Below are 23,054 nucleotides of genomic sequence, written 5' to 3'. Positions count from 1 at the left end.
GGCGCTCAGCGCTTCTCGAGCTCCTCGGCGACGAGGAAGGCGAGCTCCAGCGACTGCATGTGGTTCAGTCGCGGGTCGCACAGCGACTCGTAGCGCGTTGCCAGACCCGCTTCGTCGATCATCTCGGATCCACCGAGGCACTCGGTGACGTCATCTCCAGTCAGTTCGACGTGGATGCCGCCCGGGTGCGTACCGACGGCCCGGTGGGCTTCGAAGAACCCGCGCACCTCGTCGACCACATCGTCGAAGCGACGGGTCTTGTAGCCCGTCTGCGACGTGATGCCGTTGCCATGCATAGGGTCGGTGACCCACAGCGGGGTCGCGCCCGAGTCCTTGATGGCTTCGAGCAGCGGAGGCAGCGCGTCGCGGATCTTGCCGGCACCCATGCGGGTGATGAAGGTCAGACGGCCCGGCTCGCGCTCCGGATCCAACTTGTCGATGAGGGCCAGCGCGGTCTCGGGAGTCGTGGTCGGGCCGAGCTTGACCCCAATGGGGTTGCGGATGCGCGAGAAGTAGTCGACGTGCGCACCGTCGAGTTCGCGGGTGCGCTCCCCGATCCACAGGAAGTGGCTCGACGTGTTGTAGGGCGTTCCGGTGCGGGAGTCGATCCGGGTCATCGGGCGCTCGTAGTCCATGAGCAGGCCCTCGTGCCCGGTGTAGAACTCGACGCGTCGCAGTTCGTCGAAGTCGGCGCCCGCGGCTTCCATGAACTTGATGGCGCGGTCGATCTCGGTCGCCAGGCGCTCGTAGCGCTGGTTCGCGGGGTTCTGCGCGAAGCCCTTGTTCCAGCTGTGCACCTCACGCAGGTCGGCGAACCCACCCTGCGTGAACGCACGGATGAGGTTCAGCGTCGATGCTGCAGTGTGGTACGCCTTCAGCATCCGTGCCGGGTCCGCTCGCCGCGAAGCTTCGGTGAAGTCGTAGCCGTTGACGATGTCGCCGCGGTACGCGGGAAGGGTGACGTCTCCGCGGGTTTCGGTGTCCGACGAGCGGGGCTTGGCGAATTGCCCGGCCATGCGTCCCATCTTGACGACAGGCATCGAGGCGCCGTAGGTCAAGACGACTGCCATCTGCAGCACGGTCTTGATGCGGTTGCGGATCTGCTCGGCAGTCGCACCCGCGAAGGTCTCGGCGCAGTCTCCGCCCTGCAGCAGGAACGCCTGCCCGGCGGCGGCGCGCCCGAGCTTCTCGCGAAGGATGTCGACCTCGCCGGCGAAGACGAGCGGCGGGAGTGTCGCGAGCTCAGCCGATATCTCGGCGGCGGCCTCCGGCGCATACCACGACGGCTGCTGCTTAATCGGGAGCGTGCGCCAGTGGTCGAGCGGGTCGGTCTTGAGGAGCATCCGCTCAGTCTATCGGGGCGGGAACTGCCTCAGAGCGCGGCGGGGCGGCCCGGTTCTTGACCGTCGACGCGTACACGTCGTCGTACTTCTGTTCCCCCAGCCGCTGCAACGCGACCATGATCTCGTCGGTGATGGAGCGGAGGATGTAGCGGTCCCCCTCCATCCCGTGGAAGCGGGAGAAATCGAGGGGTTCGCCGATGACGACGCCGACGCGCACGACGTTGGGGACCCGCTGCCCGATGGGCATCATGGTGTCGGTGTCGACCATGACGCACGGCACGACGGGGACGCGGGCTTCCAGGGCCATCCGGGCGATGCCGGTGCGCCCGCGGTAGAGCTGCCCGTCGGGACTGCGTGTGCCCTCCGGGTAGATGCCCAAGAGGTCGCCGCGACCCAGGACCTGGAGCCCGGTGTTGAGGGATGCCTCGGAGGCCTTGCCGCCGGAACGGTCGATGGGAAGCTGCCCGGTGGCCTTGAAGAACACGCGCGTCGCCCACCCCCGAATCCCCTTGCCGGTGAAGTAGTCGCTCTTGGCGAGAAACGTCACGGGGCGGTCGATCATGAGGGGAAGGAAGATCGAGTCCGCGAACGAGAGGTGGTTGCTCGCGAGGATCGCAGCGCCGGTCTTGGGGATGTTGCGCCGTCCCACGATCCAGGGGCGGAAGATCGCCTTCACGATGGGGCCGATGACCACGTACTTCATGAGCCAGTAGAACACCGCTCGCACGCTCCTTTCCCCGTCGCAGATGCCTCTGAAGTCTAGTCACGCCGTACTCTCGTGCTGAGAACACCGATTCCCGAGCCGCGCCAGCACATTTCCGGACTGGAACGTGGTGTCATCCCGGCTGAGATTGAGTCTCATCATGTAGCATTGGCGGTCAACCGATCCGCTTTTCACCGGTACCGAAGGAGTTGCCGTGGTTCAGTTCGATACCCCCGCGGTCGTGGCCCCCGACCCGCAAGCCAACATCACCGATCTGCTCGTGGAACGGGTGAAGAAGACGCCGCAACTCGCGTTGTTCGCCGTCCCCGACGGCGACGGATGGCGCGACATCACCGCATCCGAGTTCTTGAATCAGGTCGTCGCGCTGGCGAAGGGACTGGTCGCCGGTGGCATCGAGCCCGGCGACAAGATCGGCTTCATCGCCCGCACGACCTACGAATGGACCCTCGTCGACTTCGCGATCTTCTTCGCGGGAGCCGTCATGGTTCCGATCTACGAGACGAGCTCCTCCACCCAGATCGCCTGGAACCTGTCGGATTCGGGCGCGGTCGCCTGCATCTGCGAGTCGGCCGATCACGAAGCCCGTCTTCAGGAGGCCCTCGCCGAGCTCCCGAACGTGCGCTCGACGTGGGCGATGCACAACGGCGATCTCGACGCGCTCATCGAGAAGGGCACCGCGATCACGGATGACGAGATCGAACGGCGCCGCTCGATCGCCGTGGGCGCCGACATCGCGACCTTGATCTACACGTCCGGGTCGACCGGGCGGCCCAAGGGATGCGTCCTGACCCACAGCAACTTCGTCGAGCTCTCGCGCAACTCCGCCGAGGCCCTCAAGGAGGTCGTCGCCAAGCCCGGGGTCTCCACGTTGCTGTTCATCACGACCGCTCACGTGTTCGCGCGTCTCATCTCGATCCTGAACGTCCACGCGGGCGTCAAGACCGGCCACCAGCCCGACACCAAGCAGCTCCTGCCCGCGCTCGGCTCGTTCAAGCCGAGCTACCTGCTGGCGGTGCCGCGCGTGTTCGAGAAGGTCTACAACTCCGCTGAGCAGAAGGCGGAAGCCGGCGGCAAGGGCAAGATCTTCCGCACGGCGGCCCACACGGCGATCGAGCACTCCAAGTACGTCCAGGAAGGACGTCGGGTGCCGTTCATGATGGGCCTGAAGTTCCGCCTGTTCGACAAGCTCGTCTACTCCAAGCTTCGGGAGGCAATGGGCGGTCGCATCGAGTACGCCGTGTCGGGGTCTGCTCCCCTGGGTGAGCGTCTCGGCCACTTCTTCCACAGTATCGGCGTCGACATCCTCGAGGGCTACGGCCTGACCGAGACGACGGCTCCCGCGACGGTCAACCTGCCCGGAAAGTCCCGGATCGGAACTGTCGGTCCGGTGCTCCCCGGCGTGGGCGTGCGAATCGCGGACGACGGTGAGATCGAGGTGCGCGGCGTCGACGTCTTCCAGGAGTACTGGCGCAACCCCGAGGCCACGGCCGCCGCATTCGATGGCGAGTGGTTCAAGACCGGTGACATCGGAGCGTTCGACAAGGACGGCTTCCTGCGCATCACCGGCCGCAAGAAAGAGATCATCGTCACGGCAGGCGGAAAGAACGTCGCACCCGCCGCGCTCGAAGACCCGATTCGGGCGAACCCGATCGTCGGGCAGGTCGTCGTCGTGGGCGATCAGAAGCCCTTCATCTCGGCCCTGGTCACCCTCGATCCTGAGATGCTGCCGACCTGGCTGGCCAACAACGGTCTGCCCGGCGACATGTCTCTCGAGGATGCCGCGACCAACGACGCGGTCCGCGCCGAGGTGCAGAAGGCGATCGACCGGGCCAACGCCTTCGTCTCACGTGCCGAGTCGATCCGCAAGTTCGTCATCCTGCCCACGGAATGGACCGAGGCCAGCGGTCATCTGACGCCCAAGATGAGCATCAAGCGCAACGTGATCATGGCCGACTTCAGCGACCAGATCGAAGAGCTCTACTCGGTACCGGTCTCGACGTCGAACCTGTCGCTGTCGTAACCGACGCCGCCTGAGCGGATCAGAACCAGTCGGACTCGCGGACCTCGCGCATCGCTTGCTTGCGACGCGCGGGGTCCAGCCGGTCCAGGTAAAGAGTCCCGTCGAGGTGATCGGTCTCGTGCTGAAGCGCCTGCGCCATGAGCCCTTCCCCCTCAAGCACGACGGGGTTGCCGTCAAGATCGATGCCGTGCACAACAGCGTGGGGATAGCGCAGGGTGTCATGCCACAGGCCCGGCACCGACAGGCATCCTTCACCCACGAGCTCGGGCTCCCCCGACACCGAGACGAGCACGGGGTTGAGGACATACCCGATCTCGCCGTCCACGTTGTAGCTGAACGCGCGAACGCCGACCCCGATCTGGGGGGCTGCCACTCCCGCGCGCCCCGGCAGGGCGACGGTGTCGAGCAGGTCGGCGACCAGGGCCTTCGTGCCCTCGTCGATCTGCTCGATCGGAGCGCTCGGGGACTTCAGGACAGGGTCACCGAACACACGGATGGGACGAACTGCCATTCGAGCCTCAGACCGTCGCCGGAACGCGCAGCGACTCGACGACCGCTGCTGCCAGCTGGCGGGCAGCTTCCCGGGTCGCGGGGTGGATCTCGTGGAAGCCGATCGCCGCACCCGAGGCGATGTGGGAGTCGTACGGCATCCGAATGACCGAGCGGACGCGCGTGCGGAAGTGAGCCTCGACCTCGTCTGCGCGAACCAACGGTGAGCCAGGACGCGTCGTGTTGAGAACGACGACGGCGTTTCGAACCCGATCGCCGTATCCGTTGGTCTCGAGCCACGTCAAGGTCTCGGATGCCAGGCGTGCTTCGTCGATGCTGAGGCCTGCGACCACGACCAGTGAGTCGGCACGTTCCAGGGTTGCCGACATCACGGAGTGCACGATGCCGGTTCCCGTGTCGGTGAGGACCACCGAGTAGTAGTGCGCCGCGACCTCGGCAGCGGCGCGGTAGTCATCATCGCCGAAGGCCTCGGAGACACGCGGGTCGGCATCCGAGGCGAGCACATCAAGTCGCGTCTCGTCGCGGGCGACGATCGTCGAGAGGTCGTTGTATCCGACGACCTCGTCTTTGATCCGCACGAGATCGCGGATCGTCTTGCCGCTGGTCCGCGCGATCCGCTCGGCGAGCGTGCCACGGTCGGGGTTCGCGTCGACAGCGATGACGCGGTCATCGCGGGCGTCGGCCAGCGCCATCCCGAGCAGCGTCGTGACGGTGGTCTTGCCGACACCGCCCTTGCGGCTGAGAACCGGCACGAAGCGTGCTCCCCCGGGAAGCGGCGCCGCAATGCGCCGGCTCAGCTCCTTGCGCTCCCGGGCCTTCTTGCTGTCGCCGAGGTTGATCAGAGTGCCGGATGCCCGGTACAGCGCACTTTGCCAGAAACCCTCGGGCTCCACCTTCGTGACGTGATGCGGGTCGAGCAGCCGGTCAGCGGTCAGCACATCGGCGCCTTCGCGGCTGACCTCCAGCTCACCCAGACGCTTCGAGGCGAGCGTGACATCGAAGGCCACCGGCGAGGGCTCGACGGCACGGACCGGCTGCGCCACGGGAACAGCGACGCGCTCGGCGGGCGCTGTGGGCTCGTCTTCGCGGTCTGCCACGGCATCCTCCCGGGCCTCTTCCACGGCATCCTCGATGTCAGCGTCGTGGGTGTCGGTGTCGTTTGCATGCGTGTCGTATGCGTGCGTGTCGTTTGCGTGCGTGTCGTAGACGTGGGTCGCGTGCTCTGCGTCCACCGGGGTCTCGTCGACGTCATCGATGATCTCGGCTTCTGCCGTGTCGGTGTGCAGGGGCATGCCGTAGTCGGCCGCGATGTGCGCCGGACCGGAAGTTTCGTCGAAGTCCTCGTCGATCGAGTCGTCGTCATCGGCGGGCACCGGAAGGGTCACGTCGACCTGCGCCGTCGACCCGCCGAGGAAGATCCCAGAGGTGTCCACGCGCTCCTCGTCGAGGATGCCGTGCTCTTCGGTCTCCGCTCGTTCCGGGTCCGATCGATCTGCCACGTGCTCTCCCTGCCGTCGTTGTGGCGCGATGCGCCGCCCCTCAGGCTATCCGGCGGGTCGCACGACGAGCAAAAGATCTCCGGCGTCGACCTGCTGCGGGGACCCGATCACGAGCCGTTCGACGACACCGTCGACCGGCGACGTGATGGCGGCTTCCATCTTCATCGCCTCGATCGAGGCAACCGGCTGACCCGCGGAAACCCGATCGCCTTCGGCGGTCTTCAGTGTGACGACGCCCGCGAACGGTGCAGCCACCTGGCCGGGCTTCGAGGTGTCGGCCTTCTCGGCCTGGCGCACCTCGACAGAGATGCTGCGGTCTCTCACGAAGACGGGGCGCAGCTGACCGTTGAGCGTGGTCATGACGGTCCGCATGCCCTTCTCATCGGCTTCGCCGATCGCTTCGAGCCCGACGAACAGCTGTACACCGCGCTCGATCTCGACGACGTGTTCGGCGCCGTGTTCGAGTCCATAGAGATAGTCGACGGTGTCGAGCACGCTGACATCGCCGAACGTGTCCCGGACACGCTCGAACTCTTTGGTCGGCGCCGGGAACAGCAGCCGGTTGAGGGTCGCGCGACGCTCGACGGACGACCCGGCGAGCTTCTCGGCATCCTCTGCCTGCAACGGTGCCGAGCCGACGTGATGCTCGCGCCCCTGCAGGACCTTCGAGCGGAAGGGTTCGGGCCAGCCACCGGGCAGATCGCCGAGTTCCCCGGCCATGAAGCCGACTACCGAGTCCGGGATGTCGTAGCGCTCGGGGTTTGCCGCGAAGTCGGCGGGGTCGGCCTTCACCGCAGCCAGGTGGAGCGCCAGGTCTCCCACGACCTTCGAGGACGGGGTGACCTTGGGGACGCGCCCGAGGATGTCGTTGGCCGCCGCATACAGGTCCTCGATGAGCTCGAAGTCCTCGGCAAGTCCCAGGGCGATCGCCTGCTGGCGAAGGTTCGACAGCTGGCCGCCCGGGATCTCATGCCGGTAGACCCGGCCGGTGGGGCCGGGAAGACCGGACTCGAAGGGGCGGTACAGGTGACGCACAGCCTCCCAGTACGGTTCCAGATCGGATGCCGCTGCCAGGTCGATTCCGGTGTCCCGGTCGGTGTTGGCAAGGGCCGCCACGAGCGCCGAAAGCGAGGGCTGACTCGTCGTGCCGGCCATCGGTGCGGCAGCGACATCGACGGCGTCAGCACCGGCCGCGGATGCCGCCAGCAGCGTCGCCAGCTGCCCACCAGCGGTGTCGTGGGTGTGGACGTGCACGGGCAGGTCGAAGCGGTCGCGCAGCGCCGCGACGAGCCGGGATGCCGCTGCGGGCCGCAACAGACCTGCCATGTCCTTGATGGCGAGGATGTGCGCGCCGGAGGCGACGATCTGATCGGCGAGTCGCAGGTAGTAGTCGAGGGTGTAGAGGTCCTCGCCGGGGCTGAGCAGGTCGCCGGTGTAGCACATGGCGACCTCCGCGACGGCGGTGCCGGTGGCCAGCACGCTGTCGATCGCAGGACGCATCTGGGAGACGTCGTTGAGCGCGTCGAAGATGCGGAAGATGTCGACGCCGCTAGCTGCGGCCTCGGCGACGAAGGCATCGGTGACCTCCGTCGGGTACGGGGTGTATCCCACCGTGTTGCGCCCGCGCAGCAGCATCTGGATCGCGACGTTCGGCAGGGCTTCCCGAAGGCGGTCCAGCCGCTCCCACGGGTCTTCACCGAGGAAGCGCAGCGCCACGTCGTAGGTGGCCCCGCCCCACGCTTCGACCGAGAGCAGCTCGGGCGTAAGCCGAGCGACGTAGGGCGCTACAGCGACCAGATCCTTCGTGCGCACGCGCGTGGCAAGCAACGACTGGTGCGCATCGCGGAAGGTCGTCTCGGTGACGGCGAGCGGAGTCTGTTCGCGCAGCGCGCGGGCGAATCCTTCCGGGCCAAGCTGGAGCAGACGCTGGCGCGAGCCCGCGGGCGGCTCCTGGGTCAGATCGGCGGCGGGAAGCTTGAGAGCGGGGGTGACCGTCAGCGGGTTGTCGCCGTTGGGGCGGTTGACGGTGACGTCGACCAACCAGTTCAGCATCTTCGAGCCGCGGTCCTTGGACTCCCGCCCGCGCAGCAGCTCGGGCCGCTCGTCGATGAACGCCGTCGACAGGTCGCCGACGAGGAAAGCCGGGTCTTCGAGCACAGCCTGCAGGAATGGGATGTTGGTCGAGACCCCGCGGATGCGGAACTCGGCAAGCGCACGCCTGGCCCGCAGCACGGCGGCGCCGAAGTCGCGCCCGCGGCAGGTGAGTTTTGCGAGCATCGAGTCGAAGTGCGGGCTGATCTGGGATCCTGCCGCGGTCGTGCCCCCATCGAGCCGGATGCCGGCACCGCCCGGCGACCGGTAGGTCGTGATCTTGCCGGTGTCGGGACGGAACCCCTGAGTGGGATCTTCGGTCGTGATGCGGCACTGCAGTGCGGCACCTCGAAGTCGGATGTTCTCCTGCTGAAGTCCCAGCTCCTCGAGGCTCGCACCCGCGGCGATCAGCATCTGCGACTGGACGAGGTCGACATCCGTGACCTCTTCGGTGACGGTGTGCTCGACCTGGATGCGGGGGTTCATCTCGATGAACACGACCTCGCCGGTGCGGGGGCCCGCGGTTTCGAGGAGGAATTCGACGGTGCCCGCGTTCTCGTAGCCGATCGACTCGGCAAATGCCACGGCGTAGCGGTGCAGGTCATCGCGAACCGTCGGGTCGAGGTTCGGCGCCGGCGCGATCTCGATCACCTTCTGGTGGCGACGCTGCACCGAGCAGTCACGCTCGAACAGGTGAACGGTGTGGCCGGCGCTGTCGGCGAGGATCTGCACCTCGACGTGCCGCGGGCGCTGCACTGCCTGCTCGAGGAACACCCGCGGGTCACCGAACGCGCTGCCCGCCTCGCGCATCGCCTCGGCAAGAGCCGGCGGCAGCTCATCCGCGGTCTCGACCCGGCGCATGCCGCGCCCGCCACCGCCGGCGACCGCCTTGACGAAGATGGGGAAGCCGATCTCGGCAGACTGCGCCACGAGCGCGTCGACATCGTCCGAAGCATCCGTCGACCGCAGCACCGGCACCCCGGCACCCACGGCGTGCTGCTTGGCCGTGACCTTGTTGCCAGCCATCTCGAGGACCGCGGCGGGGGGCCCGATGAAGGTGATGCCGGCTGCTGCAGCTTTCTCGGCCAGTTCCGGGTTCTCGGAGAGGAAGCCGTAGCCCGGGTAGATGGCGTCGGCGCCGCTCTCTCGGGCGACGCGGATGATCTCGTCGACATCCAGGTAGGCGCGCACCGGATGCCCCGGCTCGCCGATCTGGTAGGCCTCGTCGGCCTTCAGCCGGTGCAACGAGTAGCGATCCTCGTAGGGATAGACAGCCACGGTGCGGGCCCCGAGTTCGAAGGCCGCTCGGAAGGCTCGGATCGCAATCTCGCCGCGGTTTGCTACCAGGATCTTGCGGAACATCACACCTCGCTGTTGGTGACGGGGCCTGCCTGAGTGTGCACCCAGCCTAGGGGACGGTAACGTAGAGCCTCGTGCACGTACTGTCGGTGAGCTCGCTCAAGGGTGGTGTCGGCAAGACCACTGTCACGCTGGGGCTTGCCTCCGCCGCCTTCGCCCGAGGTGTCCGCACCCTCGTGGTCGATCTCGACCCTCAGTCGGATGTCTCCACCGGCATGGACATCCAGGTGGCCGGCAAGCTCAACGTCGCCGACGTCCTGGCCAACCCGAAAGAGAAGGTCGTGCGCCAGGCGATCACCGCCAGCGGCTGGGCGAAGGTCCACCCCGGCACGATCGACGTCATGATCGGGTCGCCCTCGGCGATCAACTTCGATGGCCCGCATCCGAGCGTCCGCGACGTGTGGAAGCTCGAGGAGGCACTGGCGACCATCGAGGCCGACTACGACCTGGTCCTCATCGACTGTGCTCCCTCCCTCAACGCACTGACGCGAACGGCGTGGGCAGCGAGCGACCGCGTGATCGTCATCACCGAGCCGGGCCTGTTCTCGGTTGCGGCAGCTGACCGGGCCCTGCGTGCGATCGAAGAGATCCGTCGCGGCCTCTCCCCCCGTCTTCAACCGCTGGGAATCGTGGTCAACCGGGTGCGCCCCCAGTCGATCGAGCACCAGTTCCGCATCAAGGAACTGCGCGAGATGTTCGGCCCGCTGGTGCTCTCGCCTCAGCTGCCCGAGCGCACATCGCTGCAGCAGGCTCAGGGTGCGGCAAAGCCGCTCCACATTTGGCCCGGCGACTCGGCTCAGGAGCTGGCAGCAGACTTCGATGCGATCCTGGACCGCGTTATGCGCACGGGGCGTATCCCCTCCCCCGACGCCGCGGCATCCTGATCACGCCGCCGCCCTGATGAGGCGCCGTCCCGCGCCCGCGGAACCCACCCTCGCCGAGACTGCACCGTGCCCGCCAGAGTGCGTCAGAAACGCGCAGCCTCGCGGGCAGACTGCAGTCTCGCGGATCGCAGAGCGGATGCAGAAGTCGGGGAGCCGGCGTTGTGCGGCTCAGGCTGAGCGCGCGGCGCGCCGCGCGGCGAGTTCGTCGACGGCATCCGGTGCCTGCGGGTCGAACTCGACGAGCGTCGACTCGACCTCACGCCACACCTTGCCGACCGCGATGCCGAACACGCCCTGCCCGCGGCTGACGAGGTCGATGACCTCATCGTTCGAGGTGCACAGGTAGACCGAGGCGCCATCGCTCATGAGGGTGGTGCCGGCAAGATCACGGATGCCGGCGGCACGCAGCTGCTCGACGGCGGTGCGGATCTGCTGGAGTGAGATGCCCGTGTCGAGCAGCCGCTTCACGAGCTTGAGCACGAGGATGTCGCGGAAACCGTAGAGACGCTGCGACCCGGAGCCTGAGGCCCCGCGCACGGTCGGCTCGACGAGTTCGGTGCGAGCCCAGTAGTCCAGCTGACGATACGTGATGCCGGCAGCTCGCGCAGCGACTGCTCCGCGGTAGCCGACCTCGTCGTCGAGGGCCGGAAGGCCGTCGGTGAACAAGAGGTCTGCCGTCAGGCTGGGCGTCGACTCCGCCTCGCGTGCCGTCATGGCAACCTCCCCAGTTCGATCGGACATGTCAACGCTAGATCAGCCGAGAGGCTCGGGCAACGACATCCGGCCGTTGCGTCTCGGCGTGTCGCACTATGAGAGGAATCGTTCGAGGGCCGAGCGCAAGAAGATCGAGCGCACTTCCTCCAGGCGACGCGCCAATTCGGGCGCGAGTTCCTCGGCTCTGCCTCGGGATGTTGCATCGTTGCGGCGGGACAGCGGCGCGACGGCGGATTCGACGAGGGCTGCGTCACGCTCGGCACTCTGACGCAGCGTCCTGATGTGACGGGGCTCGATACCGTGGCGATCGAGGGCCACCAGGCACCGCAGCAGCGCCACGGTCTGCTCCGTGTAGCTTTCGGCGGCGGCGATCACCCCGGTGCTGATCGCGTCGTTGAGCAGCTGCGGTGCAGCCCCGGCAGCAGCGAGCAACTCGTCACGCCGATAGCGCCGCGGCGCCGCGACGATCGAGGTCGGCGGCGCGGGGATCGGGGTGACCGGGTCGCGCCCGGCATCCACATCATCGAGGTACCCCCGGATGACATGGAGGGGCAGATAGTGATCGCGCTGCAGCGTGAGCGCAAGCCGTAGCCGCTCGACATCCGCGGGTGCGAACTTGCGGTATCCCGACTCGGTCCTGGTCGGAGTGACGATGCCCTGTACTTCGAGGAAGCGCAGTTTGCTCGAACTGAGCCCGGGAAACTCGGGAGAGAGCCGCGCGAGGACTTGGCCGATGCTCAGAAGCCCCGCAGACGAGGCGCGATCACGGGCGGGAACGCCCGCCATCACTGGTCCGCCGCGGGCTCGAGGTCAGCCGGCGAGACGAAGAAGTTCAACCGGAACTTGCCGACGCGCGCCTCTGAGCCGTTCGTCAGGACGGCCCGGTCCACGCGCTCGCCGTTCACGTACGTGCCGTTGAGCGAGCGCTGATCGACCAGCTCGAACGTCGTACCGGAGCGGGTGATCTCGGCGTGACGGCGAGAGACCGTCACATCATCGAAGAAGATGTCTGCCTCGGGGTGGCGGCCGACCGTCGTCACGTCGGCATCCAATAGGTAGCGGGCGCCCGCGGTGGGGCCCGACCGGACGATCATGAGTGCCGACCCCGACGGCAACGCCTCGATCGCCTCGAGCTCGACCTCGGTCAGTTCGGCGCCGAATGGCACGAATGACAAGTCGGAATCGTGTCCGAATGAAGCCGTCGTATCCGTGCCTCGACCACCGGGAGCAGCGGCTCCGGGGTCGCCGGAGGCGCGACGGATTTCGTCGGGTTCAGCGGGCGCATTGTGTTCCACGGGAGGCCTCCTCAGGCTCCCCAGGATAGTCGGATTTGGCAGGCGGATGTCGAGTGGGTCGTCGCTGTTCTCAACCCGGCTGCTGGCGCCGGCGGATTGTCTCCGAGGGATAGGCTGGGACCATGCCTCACTACGACGTCGTCATCCTTGGTGCCGGCCCCGGCGGCTATGTCGCGGCCGTTCGCAGCGCTCAGCTGGGCCTGTCTACAGCGGTCATCGAAGAGAAGTACTGGGGTGGGGTGTGCCTGAACGTGGGATGCATCCCCTCGAAGGCGCTGCTGCGCAACGCCGACCTCGCTCACACGTTCCACGCGAAGGCCGATCTGTTCGGCATTTCGGGCGATGTGCACTTCGACTTCGGTGTCGCCTGGGACCGCAGCCGTGAGGTGGCGGCCGGCCACGTCAAGGGCATCCACTACCTGATGAAGAAGAACAAGATCACGGAGTACGACGGCCGTGGCTCGTTCGTCGACGACCACACGATCGAGGTCAAGACCTCTGAGGGTGGCACCGAGACCGTCACCTTCGACAACGCGATCATCGCGACCGGCTCGACGGTGCGTCTGCTCCCGGGCGTAAGCCTGAGCGAGAACGTCGTCACGTACGAAGAGCAGATCCTCACCCGTGAGCTGCCGAAGTCCATCGTGATCGTCGGCGCCGGAGCCATCGGCATGGAGTTCGCGTACGTGCTGTCGAACTACGGCGTGAAGGTCACGATCATCGAGTTCCTCGACCGTGCACTTCCCAACGAGGACGCCGAGGTCTCGAAAGAGATCGCGCGCCAGTACAAGAAGTACGGCATCGAGATCCTCACCTCGACCAAGGTTGAGAGCGTCACCGACCACGGCGACCGCGTCACGGTTGCCTACACCGGCAACAACGACGGCGCCCAGGGCTCGATCGACGCCGACAAGGTGCTCATGTCGATCGGGTTCGCGCCGCGCGTCGAGGGCTTCGGGCTCGACAAGACCGGTGTGAAGCTCACCGACCGCGGCGCCATCGACATCGATGACCACATGCGCACGAACGTGCCGCACATCTACGCGATCGGTGACGTGACCGCCAAGCTGCAGCTTGCCCACGTCGCCGAGGCGCAGGGCGTTGTCGCCGCCGAGACGATCGGCAAGGCCGAGACCATGACGCTCGGCGACTACCGCATGATGCCGCGTGCGACGTTCTGCTCGCCGCAGGTCGCCAGCTTCGGCCTGACCGAGGCGCAGGCCCGGGATGCCGGCTACGACGTCAAGGTCGCGAAGTTCCCCTTCAGCGCCAACGGCAAGGCGAACGGCCTGGGCGAAGCCGTCGGTTTCGTGAAGGTCATCGCCGACGGCGAGCACCTCGAACTGCTCGGTGCCCACATGATCGGCCCGGACGTCTCGGAGCTACTGCCCGAGCTCACCCTGGCTCAGAAGTGGGACCTCACCGCCCTCGAGGCGGCGCGCAACGTCCACACCCACCCGACGCTGTCGGAAGCCGTGCAGGAGGCCTTCCACGGCCTTGCCGGCCACATGATCAACATCTGACCAGCGGGTCAGGCCTCACACGCCCAGGGCGCGTGCGAGCTTCGAGTCACTCGAGGCCTCGCGCGCGCCCTTGGCGTATGCGGCGACGGTCACCGCGTCGAAGAACGCGGCACAGGCATCCGCATCCTCTGGAGCTGCCGGCCCGAGTTCGATCTCCCACTCGCGCCACGCCTGCTCCATCCCCCGCTGCTCGTCGCGCGTGCGCACGCGGTCATCGACCATCTCGGCGAGGATGCCGCCCTCGGCATCCCGGAGCGCATACGCGGTGCGCGTGTTGCGGATGCGGGCGATCACGACCAGCGGGTCCGTCGTCAGATCCCCGATATGCGCGGCGATCTCGGGCGGGACGCCGGTCACGGATGCTGTGTCGCCACCGATGTCGAGCGGCCAACCGGTCTCCATCCGACCGGAGCCCTGGCGGGGTCCTTTCAGATGCCAGCCCGCATCGGGCCCACCTTCCCGGCGCCGAAGCGCGTAGCCGGCTCTGCCGAGGACGTACTCTGCGGTGTCGTAGTAGACGGCGTCGAGTTCACGCACTTCCGGCTCGGCGACAGTGACGACCAGTGGAACCTGGGTCCAATCGGGGACCTCGGTTTCTGGGTCCACGTCGAAGGTGATTTCAACCTCGAGGGACTGCGAGGGCTCCATCGATGGCGTGGTCGGCTCAGTCGTCGGACGGGGCGATCTCGTCGGTGGACTCGACGAAGTAGAACTCGCCCTCGGTCGGTCCGTCGTGATCGCCCGTGTGCTCGAGGGCACCACGTCGTTCGTAGATGACCTGGCCTTCGCCGTAGGGAACGATCATCGTGTCTGCATCCGGGGCTTCCAGGGGCAGGACTTGCCCGTCGAGCGGGCCTCCGTGGAGTCGTGCAATGGCCATCCCCCGAGCATAAGCCCCGATCTCGTCCCCTTCGGCGATCGCGGCGGCGCGTGCTTCAAGGAGCTCGGCTGTCGCATCGCGCGCGGATGCCTGTGCCCGGCGCAGTCGGCGCTGGGCGAAGGTCAACGGAGGGGCCGAGGAGACCACACCGTGCGCCTCCTCGGAGGCGACCACGATGTAGGTGCAGGAGATGAGGATGACCTGCGCCGAGAAGTTGATCCACAGCAGCAACGCGATGAGGGTGGCGAAAGTACCGAGGAGCGGGTTGGCCTCGGCGCCCCGCACGAACAGTCCCGACAACTGCTGCAGCACCGTCAAGCCCACTGCGCCCAGGAGCGCGCCGCCCCACAGCGCCCGCGCGGGAGGACGGATCCCGCCGAGCACCAGGAAGATCGCCGCGATGAGCGCGGCATCCAGCACGAATACCGTGACGATACCGACCGTGCGGGTCAGCACCTCCGCGATCACCGTGTCGCCGTCGATGCCTATCCAGTCCAGGGCGAGAGAGACACCGGCGGTTCCGAAGTAGGTGATGGCGGCGGTCGCGACGATCGCTATCGCGACTCCGACGGCCATCGCGAAGTTTCGGAGGATCACCCACAGGAAGAACCCGTCGTCCATGACGGTGCCACCGATCAGGTGGAGCGCTGAGCGAAGCGTTCCGACGGCACCGATGGCAGCGAACAGAAGTCCGATGACCGCAGCGATCGCCGCGATCGACAGACCCGACTGGAACTGATCAAGGCCCGATCGCAGGTCTTCTTCCCGGATGACCGCGTTCTCGCCCCCGATCAGCCCGGGAATCACGGAGTTCACGGCACTGACGAGCGCGTTCCACGCTTCGGGGTTGCCCGCGAGCCAGAGTGCTGCGGCCGAGAACCCGAGCAGGACCGCCGCAAAGACCGAGAACAGCGCACGGTAGGTGACGCTGTCGGCAAGGACCGGTCCGCGCTTCTCGGTGTAGAGCAGCAACGCGCGAACGATGCGCAGCGAGAGCGCCCATCTGATCACGACGGCAACGAAGGTCTTCAGGGCGGCCGGCATGGTTCCAGGCTAACCGGGAAGCTCTGCGGGGGGCCGAGACGCTCAGGGCCTTGACACGGTCAGCACGATCGCGACCCATGCGCCGGCCAGCATCCATGGACCGAACGGGATCGCGCTGCGGCGGTCGGCGCGGCGAACGAGCAGCATCCCGGCGGCGAAGACACCGCCGAGCACGAATCCGGCCAGTGTCCCCACGAGCACGCTCCCCCATCCCAGCCACCCGAGGTGCAGTCCGATGACCGCTGCGAGCTTGACGTCGCCGCCGCCGACACCGCCGGCCGACAGCATCCGCAACACGAGGTACGCGGCGAAAAGAACCAGCGCCGCCAGCAGAGCCCGGATCAGCGCATCCATTCGACTGCCGGTCAGTGCTGCCGCAACCAGGAGCACGACACCCGTGACGCCGACCGTCGCGACGAGGCGGTTGGGAAGACGGTGAGTGCGGATGTCGATGATTGCGAGGATCGCTCCGATGACCGCGAACGTGACGAAGGCTACGACCGTGAGGGCGGTCGAGATCGTCGGCATGGCGACTGAGCCTAGGTGACGGCGACCCCTCGGTCCTCGCCATCCTGGCCTTCCTGTGGATAGCTGTCGTGCCGGCGCCGCCAGGGAGCACCCGCGGGCCAGCTGGCGGCGAAGGTCGGAACGACCCGCCCGACCCTGCGCGCGAGACCTCGGACCGAGGTCAGGGGGCGTGCCGAGACCGGCATTGTGAGCGACCGATCCCAGCGCACCCCGTCGCTCTCGCGCAGGTGGATGGTGAGGTCGAGGTCGTCGTGGATGCGGGGGTTCTCGCGGTGCACCACCGTGCGGGCCCGCTCCCAGATGGCAGCACGCATCGCGAAGTTCGACCCGAACACCAGCGGGATGCCGAGCCACAGGTTCACCCAGACCCTCCCCCCACCGATGTACCAGTGCTCGCCGAGATAGCTGATGACTCTGCCGGCGCCGTAGAACTCGGCGCCGCCGGTGAGCACCCCGAGCGCGGCGTCGCTGTTGAAGGCTGACTCAATGCGCGCCAGCCAATCCGGATGGGGCCGGGAATCGGCATCCAGTCTTGCAATGATGTCGCTGGTGGGTAGCGCAGCGTCGTATCCGCGTGCGGCGGCGGGCCAGATCCCCACGAGCGGCTCGTCGATCAGCTCGACACCGGCCTCGCGCGCGACTGCCGCCGACTCGTCGGTGCTGCCGTTGTCGACCACGATGATGCGGTCAGCGGGACGCTCTTGCTTCTGCAGGGCGAGCAGGCATTTGCGCAGGAACTCGGCGTCGTTGCGACACGGGATGACGACCGAGATGCGCAGCGCCGATGTCACCCCCTCACCCTATCGGCGCGGTTCGCGGATGCCGGGAGCGCCGCATCCGGGAACCGCCCGTGGCACGTGCGGGCTTACCGTGGAGCCACGGACGAGGGAGTCGGATGAAAACACACGAGGTCGCGAACCAGGCGCCCGCACGCACGGGGCTGGATGAGTACGAGGCGAACATCGCCCTGCGCGAGGGCGTCGAGACCTACAGCGGGCCAGGTGCCGCGGCGCGGCTGCACCACATCGGGCATCGCGTCGGCTCTTCCGCCTTCCAACGCGATGCGGTGCGCGCCAACCGGGTCGAGCCGGTGCTGCAGACGCACGACCGCTATGGCCGCCAGCTCGATGAGGTCGAGTACGACCCGGCCTACCACCGCATCATCGGCGCGGCATTGGCCGACGGCGCCCACACCGGGGCGTTCCGAGAGCCCGGGCCCGGGGCATCCGTCGTGCGCGCCACCGCGTTCATGCTCTATGCGCAGGTAGAACCCGGCCACGCGTGTCCCGTCTCGATGACCCACGCGGCCGTTCCGGTGATCGCCCAGCACGACGAGCTCGCCCGGGAGTGTACTGGTAGCGCCGATTGTTGCTGAGTTGCGTATTCAGCGGCTTCCGACTCTTCTCCCAATGAATGGTGGGGCACTGATCACCAATGATTGATCAGCGCTTGCTGTATAGTTCAGTACATGCTGACTATTGCTTCGCGCCTCGACGTCATGAACCGGCTCGGCCGGGCCATGGCGGACCCGACGCGCTCCCGGATCTTGATGACGCTGCTGAACGCCCCGAGCTATCCGGCCGTGCTCTCGCGCGAGCTGGAGCTGACCCGCTCGAACGTCTCGAACCACCTGACGTGCCTGCGTGACTGCGGGATCGTGGTCGCCGAGCCTGAGGGTCGCCAGACGCGCTACGAGATCGCTGACCCGCATCTTGCGGCTGCGCTGGTCGCGCTCGTGGATGTGACGCTGGCGGTCGATGAGCACGCGCCGTGTGTGGACTCGTCGTGCACGGTGCCGGGCTGCTGCGGTACAGGGGCGGACGCGTGAGCGCGGCGTGTAGCTGCGAGCACGAGCCTGCCACTGCGGCGGAGGATGAGACCGAAGAGGTGGAGCGGCCCTGGTGGAGGGACCGTGGGATCATGGTGCCGGTCCTCTCCGGTGTCGCGTTCCTGGCTGGTCTGATCCTTGAATGGTCCGGGCTCGAGATCCCGGCGCTCGTACTGTTCTGGATCGGCCTGCTGCTGGGCGCGTCGACGTTCACTCCTGGCGCGATTCGGAAGCTGTTCAAGGGCAAGCTCGGGATCGGGCTGCTGATGACGATCAGCGCGATCGGCGCGGTCATCCTCGGCTATGTGGAGGAGGCCGCTGCTCTGGCGTTCTTGTACTCGATTGCTGAGGCGCTTGAGGACAAGGCGATGGACCGTGCCCGTGGCGGCCTGCGGGCGCTGCTGAAGCTCGTGCCGGAGACGGCGACCGTGCTGCAGAGCGGCGTCTCTGCGCAGGTGCCGGCGAGGGAGTTGACGGTCGGCCAGGTCATGGTGGTCCGCCCGGGCGAACGGATCGCAACCGACGGGATCGTCCGCTCTGGCCGCTCAAGCCTGGACACCTCGGCGATCACCGGGGAGTCGATCCCCGTCGAGGTCGAGCCCGGGGACGCGGTGTCGGCCGGCGCGATTAACAGCTCCGGCGTGCTGGAGGTCGAGGCGACCGCGGCCGGTACCGATAACTCGCTTACGACGATCGTGGAGTTGGTCGAGAAAGCGCAGACGGAGAAGGGCGAGCGTGCGCGTCTCGCGGACCGGATCGCCCGCCCGCTCGTACCCGGTGTGCTGATTCTCGCAGCGCTCGTCGCGATCATTGGGTCACTGCTGGGCGACCCGGAGGTATGGATCACTCGTGCGCTCGTCGTGCTGGTAGCGGCCTCTCCGTGCGCGCTGGCGATCTCGGTGCCGTTGACGGTCGTTGCCGCGATCGGCGCGGCGAGCAAGTTCGGCGTGATCATCAAGTCCGGCGCGGTCTTCGAGCGCTTCGGCACGGTCCGGCACGTCGCGGTCGACAAGACCGGCACCCTGACCCGTAACGAGCCCGCGGTCACCGCGGTCCTCACTGCGAACGGCATTGCCGAGGAGCAGGCGCTGGCTTGGGCGGCGGCTCTGGAGCAGCACAGCACGCATCCCCTTGCGGCGGCGATCACCGCTGCAGCCCCGGGTGTTCCCGTGGCCGCGGATGTGACCGAGCAGGCCGGGCACGGCATCGACGGCACCGTCGATGGCGCTCGTATCACGGTCGGCAGCCCCCGCTGGCTCGACGCCGGCGAGCTCGGCGACCGGGTTGCAGGGCTTGAGGAGCAGGGCATGACTGTCGTGATCGTGCACCGCGACGAGGCACCGGTCGCGGCGATCGGCGTCCGCGACGAGCTGCGTCCGGAAGTCCCCGAGGTGGTCCGCACGCTTGCGGATCAGGGCGTCGGCATGACGATGCTCACCGGGGACAACGCCCGCACCGCTCGTGCGCTGGCTGCGCAGGCCGGGATCGCTGATGTGCGCGCGGAGCTGCGCCCTGAGGACAAGGCGACCGCGATCGGCGAGTTGTCGAAGGCGGGATCGGTCGCGATGATCGGTGACGGCATCAACGACGCCCCGGCCCTGGCGTCCGCGGACATCGGCATCGCGATGGGAGCGACCGGCTCCGATGCGGCGATCGAGTCTGCGGACGTGGCCTTCACGGGTCATGATCTGCGGCTCATCCCGCGGGCGTTCGATCACGCGCGGCGGGGCCGGCGGATCATCAACCAGAACATCATCCTGTCCCTGCTGATCATCACCGCACTGCTCCCGCTCGCGCTCTTCGGGGTCCTGGGGCTCGCGGCTGTCGTCCTGGTCCACGAGGTCGCGGAGGTCATCGTGATCCTCAACGGCCTGCGCGCCGCACGCACCCGCACACCACGAATGGAAAGCTGATGCTCGCAACCATCGGGTCGGCGATCGGCCTGTTCGCGGCGACCAACATCGACGACATCGTCGTGCTCACCGTGCTGTTCCTCGCCTCCAGCCGGGGAAAGCCGCGACCGTGGCAGATCGTCGCAGGCCAGTACCTCGGGTTCATCACACTCGTCGTGATCAGCGTGATCGCCGCGCTCGGTCTCACGATCGTCCCGGACGAATGGGTCGGCTTCCTGGGTCTGATCCCGCTCGGCATCGGCATCTGGACGCTCATTCGCGGCCTGCGCCGTAACGGCGACGACGATGATGACGACTCCAAGATCACCGCGGTCGGACTATGGGGGGTCGCCGGGATCACGATCGCCAACGGGGCCGACAACATCTCCCTCTACACGCCGATCTTCCGCACCAGCTCGCCCGGCGACGTCGCGGTCATGATCGTCGTGTTCCTGATCCTCGTCGCCGTCTGGTGCGCTGCCGGGCGACTGATCGGCACCCACAAGGCCGTCACCGAAACGCTCGAACGTGTCGAGCACTGGCTCGTCCCCGTCGTGTTCATCGGCCTGGGCCTGTTCATCCTCATTGAATCCGGCGTTATCGTCCGTCTCTTCGAGGCCCTCGTATGACCCCGGACACGAATACCGACGTTGAGTCGGCATCGGCGTCGGGAGAGCGTCCGCAGAGAGGACGCTGGCGGCTCACTGCCTGGGCGCTTCTGATCGCCGTGGTCGTCGTCGTGATCGATCAGGGAACGAAAGTGTGGGCCGAGGCCACCCTGTCGGAGCACGAGCGCATCCCGCTGATCGGCGACCTGTTGGGCCTGCAGCTCGCGTACAACCCCGGCGCGGCGTTCTCCTTCGGGGAGAGCTTCACCTGGGTGTTCGCTCTCATCGCCGTCGCGGCCACGGCCACCGCGATCGTGTTCGCGTTCCGGGTCCGACGCCCCGGGTGGGCGATCGTGATCGGTGCGCTCGGCGGGGCCGCTGCTTCGCACGCCGGCGACCGGCTTTTCCGCCAACCAGGATTCGCCCGGGGGCACGTCGTCGACTTCCTCGCCTACGGCAACTGGTTCATCGGGAACCTCGCCGACATCGTGATCGTCACCGCTACGATTGCCGGAGCGCTCCTGACGCTCCGCGGCACCGAGAACTGAGAGGGCCAACCATGGAGATCACCCTGCAGTACTTCGACGGCTGCCCGAACTGGGAAGTACTCGACCGCCGGCTTGCTGAGCTGCTCGACGGTCGATCAGATATCCGCGTCACACGACAGTTGGTCGAGACCGCCGAGGACGCCGAGCGCCTCGGATTCCACGGGTCACCGACCGTCCTCGTCGACGGCGTCGATCCCTTCGCCGACGAGCACACGCCGGTCGGGCTCGCCTGCCGGGTGTTCCGTACCCCTGCCGGGCTGGGAGGCTCTCCGACCGTCGAGCAACTGCGCGAAGCGATTTCCGGCCCGGCTCTGACGGGTGATGCTTGATCAGGGGTGGGTGGAGCGGAGAGCCGGGTAATCGGACCACTCGCCACCGGCGAGACGCGACCATGAGGCAGCGGATGCCGTCGTGATGCCGAGGAGATCCGAGACGATCCGGGGATGCAGTTGCCGGGTGAGCTCGATGAGCGCTGTCGTGCGGGCGCTCCCGGCAAGCAGGCCTTCGGCGCGAAGGCGACGGCTGAGCGGCCCCGGGGTGAGGTGACGGCCCGGGTTCCGGCCGGGGAACAACCACCCTTCAGGATGGCCTTTTGTGGCATCGACGAGCTCGACGATGGCGTCGCCGAGGATCGCGGGGACCTCGATCGGCTCGGCCCCGACGGTGAGCGTCACGGGCCGCGAGCTCGTGTCGACCTGTGCCCGGGTGATCGTGACGATGCGGGTCAGCTGGATCCCGTAGAGCAGCACGAGGAGACCCGCGGCCCGGGTCTTCGGGTCCATGTCGGCATCGGACAGGAACCTGCGGGCCATCTGCCATCGGTGATCAGAGGCGTAGTCTCGCCCCTCGAGGCGATGGGCTCGAAACTCGACCCGAAGGGTGCTCAGCCGGTGTTTTCGCAGCCAGCGAGTGAACGGTGCCAGCGCGTCGCGTTGGCTAGGCGAATCGGTCAGATACGCGTCGAGTAGGCGCTGCGGGAACGTCGCCAGTGTCTCCTGCTGCGCCCGGATCTCCCCGAGGAACGCGGCGCAGTACTTCAGTGCAGCCCTCTGCCTCTGGAAGCCGGAAGCAGGGCTGGACGCGCTGCGCAGTGTCCGAGTGGATCGGAGGAGCTCCCAGGTGCAGTAGCGGCGCAGGATCAGCCGGTCCTCGGGATGGTCGATGCCACCGAGCCAGTCGTTGAGCCAGTGGTCGAAGCGCGTGCCCTCGACGTCGAGCTCCGGCAGCACGCCGGAACGGACCAGCAGTGAGAGGAGGAACGCGACCGACTGTCCCGACCGGGCTCGGGTGATGATCGCCTCGGCGGTGAGCGGCAGGGTCCCGTCCGCGAGCTCGCGGAGCACCATCGCGCACTTGCTCTTGTGCAGCCAGCGTTCGAGCGACGCCGCTTTGCCATGGTGCGTGAGCAGATAGTCAGCAAGCGGGTGGAGATCCTCACGGATCTCTCCCGCATCGTCGGCGAGCAGCTGTTGGATCGCGACGGGCCGGCGGCACTCGACGCAGAGGTGATGTTTGCGGATTTCCTCGATCGAGCCGCATCCAGGGCAGGCCATCGTGATCGGAGTGCCCGCGCAGTCGGCGCAGACCTTCTGGCCATTCATGAACCCGGTGAGGAACACTCTGCGCGCGCACTCGGGACAAGGTTGGGGTCTGCGCATCGCGTAGTAGCAGCGCGCGCATACTCGTCGTCCGTCGAGGTGCGAGGCGACGCGGCCAGGTTCTCCGCAAAGACCACAGGTCTTGATCGGTGCGGTGTAGCAGGCC

General features: G+C 67.3%; 22 protein-coding genes. 9 read left to right on the top strand and 13 right to left on the bottom strand.

What is annotated here, in order from left to right; translation table 11 throughout:
- Window positions 1-5: 5 nt before the first annotated feature.
- Together MICSW_RS06225 and MICSW_RS06220 are read right to left on the bottom strand one after the other, a co-directional pair.
- Window positions 6-1,343, bottom strand: a complete 1,338-nt coding sequence (locus MICSW_RS06225; protein ID WP_292727503.1) for a class II 3-deoxy-7-phosphoheptulonate synthase — start codon at window positions 1,341-1,343, stop codon at window positions 6-8.
- Window positions 1,344-1,347: 4 nt separating this feature from the next.
- Entirely contained in the window at window positions 1,348-2,061 is a 714-nt protein-coding gene (locus MICSW_RS06220) for a lysophospholipid acyltransferase family protein (protein WP_228178678.1), read from the bottom strand.
- 199 nt (window positions 2,062-2,260) lie between these two features.
- Between MICSW_RS06220 and MICSW_RS06215 the strand changes: the two genes are divergently transcribed.
- A complete protein-coding gene (locus tag MICSW_RS06215; RefSeq protein WP_464497797.1) occupies window positions 2,261-4,087 on the top strand; it encodes an AMP-dependent synthetase/ligase in 1,827 nt (608 codons plus the stop codon).
- A 19-nt stretch (window positions 4,088-4,106) separates the two neighbouring features.
- Here MICSW_RS06215 and MICSW_RS06210 read toward each other — a convergent pair whose 3' ends face one another.
- Genes MICSW_RS06210 through MICSW_RS06200 form a run of 3 tightly spaced genes read right to left on the bottom strand, consistent with a single transcriptional unit; the run spans window position 4,107 to window position 9,549 of the window.
- Complete coding sequence (locus MICSW_RS06210) at window positions 4,107-4,598, bottom strand: peptide deformylase (protein ID WP_228178574.1); 492 nt, start codon at window positions 4,596-4,598, stop codon at window positions 4,107-4,109.
- A gap of 7 nt (window positions 4,599-4,605) precedes the next feature.
- On the bottom strand, window positions 4,606-6,096 hold the full coding sequence (locus MICSW_RS06205) for a MinD/ParA family ATP-binding protein (RefSeq protein ID WP_464497794.1): 1,491 nt from the start codon (window positions 6,094-6,096) through the stop codon (window positions 4,606-4,608).
- 45 nt (window positions 6,097-6,141) lie between these two features.
- Entirely contained in the window at window positions 6,142-9,549 is a 3,408-nt protein-coding gene (locus MICSW_RS06200) for a pyruvate carboxylase (RefSeq protein ID WP_292734175.1), read from the bottom strand.
- 71 nt (window positions 9,550-9,620) lie between these two features.
- Here MICSW_RS06200 and MICSW_RS06195 point away from each other — a divergent pair, with 71 nt between their 5' ends.
- Window positions 9,621-10,430: a ParA family protein gene (locus MICSW_RS06195; protein ID WP_228178571.1), complete on the top strand. Its 810-nt coding sequence runs from the start codon at window positions 9,621-9,623 to the stop codon at window positions 10,428-10,430.
- 168 nt (window positions 10,431-10,598) lie between these two features.
- On the opposite strand, the gene MICSW_RS06190 is transcribed toward MICSW_RS06195, so the two are convergent.
- From MICSW_RS06190 to MICSW_RS06180, 3 genes are all read right to left on the bottom strand, one after another.
- A complete protein-coding gene (locus tag MICSW_RS06190; protein WP_228178570.1) occupies window positions 10,599-11,144 on the bottom strand; it encodes a MerR family transcriptional regulator in 546 nt (181 codons plus the stop codon).
- Window positions 11,145-11,237: 93 nt separating this feature from the next.
- A complete protein-coding gene (ftsR, locus tag MICSW_RS06185) occupies window positions 11,238-11,930 on the bottom strand; it encodes a transcriptional regulator FtsR (RefSeq protein WP_292728913.1) in 693 nt (230 codons plus the stop codon).
- A complete protein-coding gene (locus MICSW_RS06180) occupies window positions 11,930-12,439 on the bottom strand; it encodes an FHA domain-containing protein (RefSeq protein WP_374198023.1) in 510 nt (169 codons plus the stop codon). The genes ftsR and MICSW_RS06180 overlap by 1 nt, the downstream gene beginning before the upstream one ends.
- A gap of 122 nt (window positions 12,440-12,561) precedes the next feature.
- On the opposite strand from MICSW_RS06180, the gene lpdA reads away from it, so the two are divergent.
- Window positions 12,562-13,962 (top strand): dihydrolipoyl dehydrogenase, encoded by a 1,401-nt coding sequence (lpdA, locus tag MICSW_RS06175; RefSeq protein ID WP_292728910.1) that lies wholly within the window; start codon window positions 12,562-12,564, stop codon window positions 13,960-13,962.
- 15 nt (window positions 13,963-13,977) lie between these two features.
- Here the strand turns inward: lpdA and MICSW_RS06170 are convergent, their stop codons facing one another.
- From MICSW_RS06170 to MICSW_RS06155, 4 genes are read right to left on the bottom strand one after another with little or no spacing between them, the layout of a single operon-like run.
- On the bottom strand, window positions 13,978-14,610 hold the full coding sequence (locus tag MICSW_RS06170) for a CYTH domain-containing protein (RefSeq protein ID WP_228178567.1): 633 nt from the start codon (window positions 14,608-14,610) through the stop codon (window positions 13,978-13,980).
- Between the two features lie 16 nt (window positions 14,611-14,626).
- Window positions 14,627-15,886: a YihY/virulence factor BrkB family protein gene (locus tag MICSW_RS06165; protein WP_464497785.1), complete on the bottom strand. Its 1,260-nt coding sequence runs from the start codon at window positions 15,884-15,886 to the stop codon at window positions 14,627-14,629.
- 42 nt (window positions 15,887-15,928) lie between these two features.
- Window positions 15,929-16,414, bottom strand: a complete 486-nt coding sequence (locus tag MICSW_RS06160; protein ID WP_464497782.1) for a prepilin peptidase — start codon at window positions 16,412-16,414, stop codon at window positions 15,929-15,931.
- Between the two features lie 11 nt (window positions 16,415-16,425).
- A complete protein-coding gene (locus tag MICSW_RS06155) occupies window positions 16,426-17,205 on the bottom strand; it encodes a glycosyltransferase family 2 protein (protein ID WP_228178564.1) in 780 nt (259 codons plus the stop codon).
- Window positions 17,206-17,309: 104 nt separating this feature from the next.
- Here MICSW_RS06155 and MICSW_RS06150 point away from each other — a divergent pair, with 104 nt between their 5' ends.
- The 6 genes from MICSW_RS06150 (at window position 17,310) to MICSW_RS06125 (ending at window position 21,619) form a co-directional block, all read left to right on the top strand.
- Entirely contained in the window at window positions 17,310-17,789 is a 480-nt protein-coding gene (locus tag MICSW_RS06150; RefSeq protein ID WP_464497776.1) for a hypothetical protein, read from the top strand.
- 93 nt (window positions 17,790-17,882) lie between these two features.
- Complete coding sequence (gene cmtR, locus MICSW_RS06145) at window positions 17,883-18,242, top strand: Cd(II)/Pb(II)-sensing metalloregulatory transcriptional regulator CmtR (protein WP_036297877.1); 360 nt, start codon at window positions 17,883-17,885, stop codon at window positions 18,240-18,242.
- The gene (locus MICSW_RS06140; RefSeq protein WP_464497769.1) at window positions 18,239-20,155 is read left to right on the top strand and encodes a heavy metal translocating P-type ATPase; all 1,917 of its coding nucleotides are present in this window, start codon (window positions 18,239-18,241) and stop codon (window positions 20,153-20,155) included. Before cmtR ends, MICSW_RS06140 begins: the two co-directional genes overlap by 4 nt.
- On the top strand, window positions 20,155-20,763 hold the full coding sequence (locus tag MICSW_RS06135; protein ID WP_341579579.1) for a cadmium resistance transporter: 609 nt from the start codon (window positions 20,155-20,157) through the stop codon (window positions 20,761-20,763). The genes MICSW_RS06140 and MICSW_RS06135 overlap by 1 nt, the downstream gene beginning before the upstream one ends.
- Complete coding sequence (locus MICSW_RS06130) at window positions 20,760-21,290, top strand: signal peptidase II (RefSeq protein WP_464497766.1); 531 nt, start codon at window positions 20,760-20,762, stop codon at window positions 21,288-21,290. Before MICSW_RS06135 ends, MICSW_RS06130 begins: the two co-directional genes overlap by 4 nt.
- Before the next feature lie 11 nt (window positions 21,291-21,301).
- Entirely contained in the window at window positions 21,302-21,619 is a 318-nt protein-coding gene (locus MICSW_RS06125; protein ID WP_058631820.1) for a hypothetical protein, read from the top strand.
- Here MICSW_RS06125 and MICSW_RS06120 read toward each other — a convergent pair whose 3' ends face one another.
- Window positions 21,620-22,891 carry a hypothetical protein gene (locus tag MICSW_RS06120; protein ID WP_242868642.1) on the bottom strand — a complete coding sequence of 424 codons (1,272 nt, stop codon included), beginning with the start codon at window positions 22,889-22,891 and terminating at the stop codon, window positions 21,620-21,622.
- Between the last annotated feature and the right edge of the window lie 163 nt (window positions 22,892-23,054).

The sequence above is a fragment of the Microbacterium sp. SW12 genome (assembly GCF_055391095.1).
This window is presented reverse-complemented; position numbering and strand designations above follow the sequence as displayed.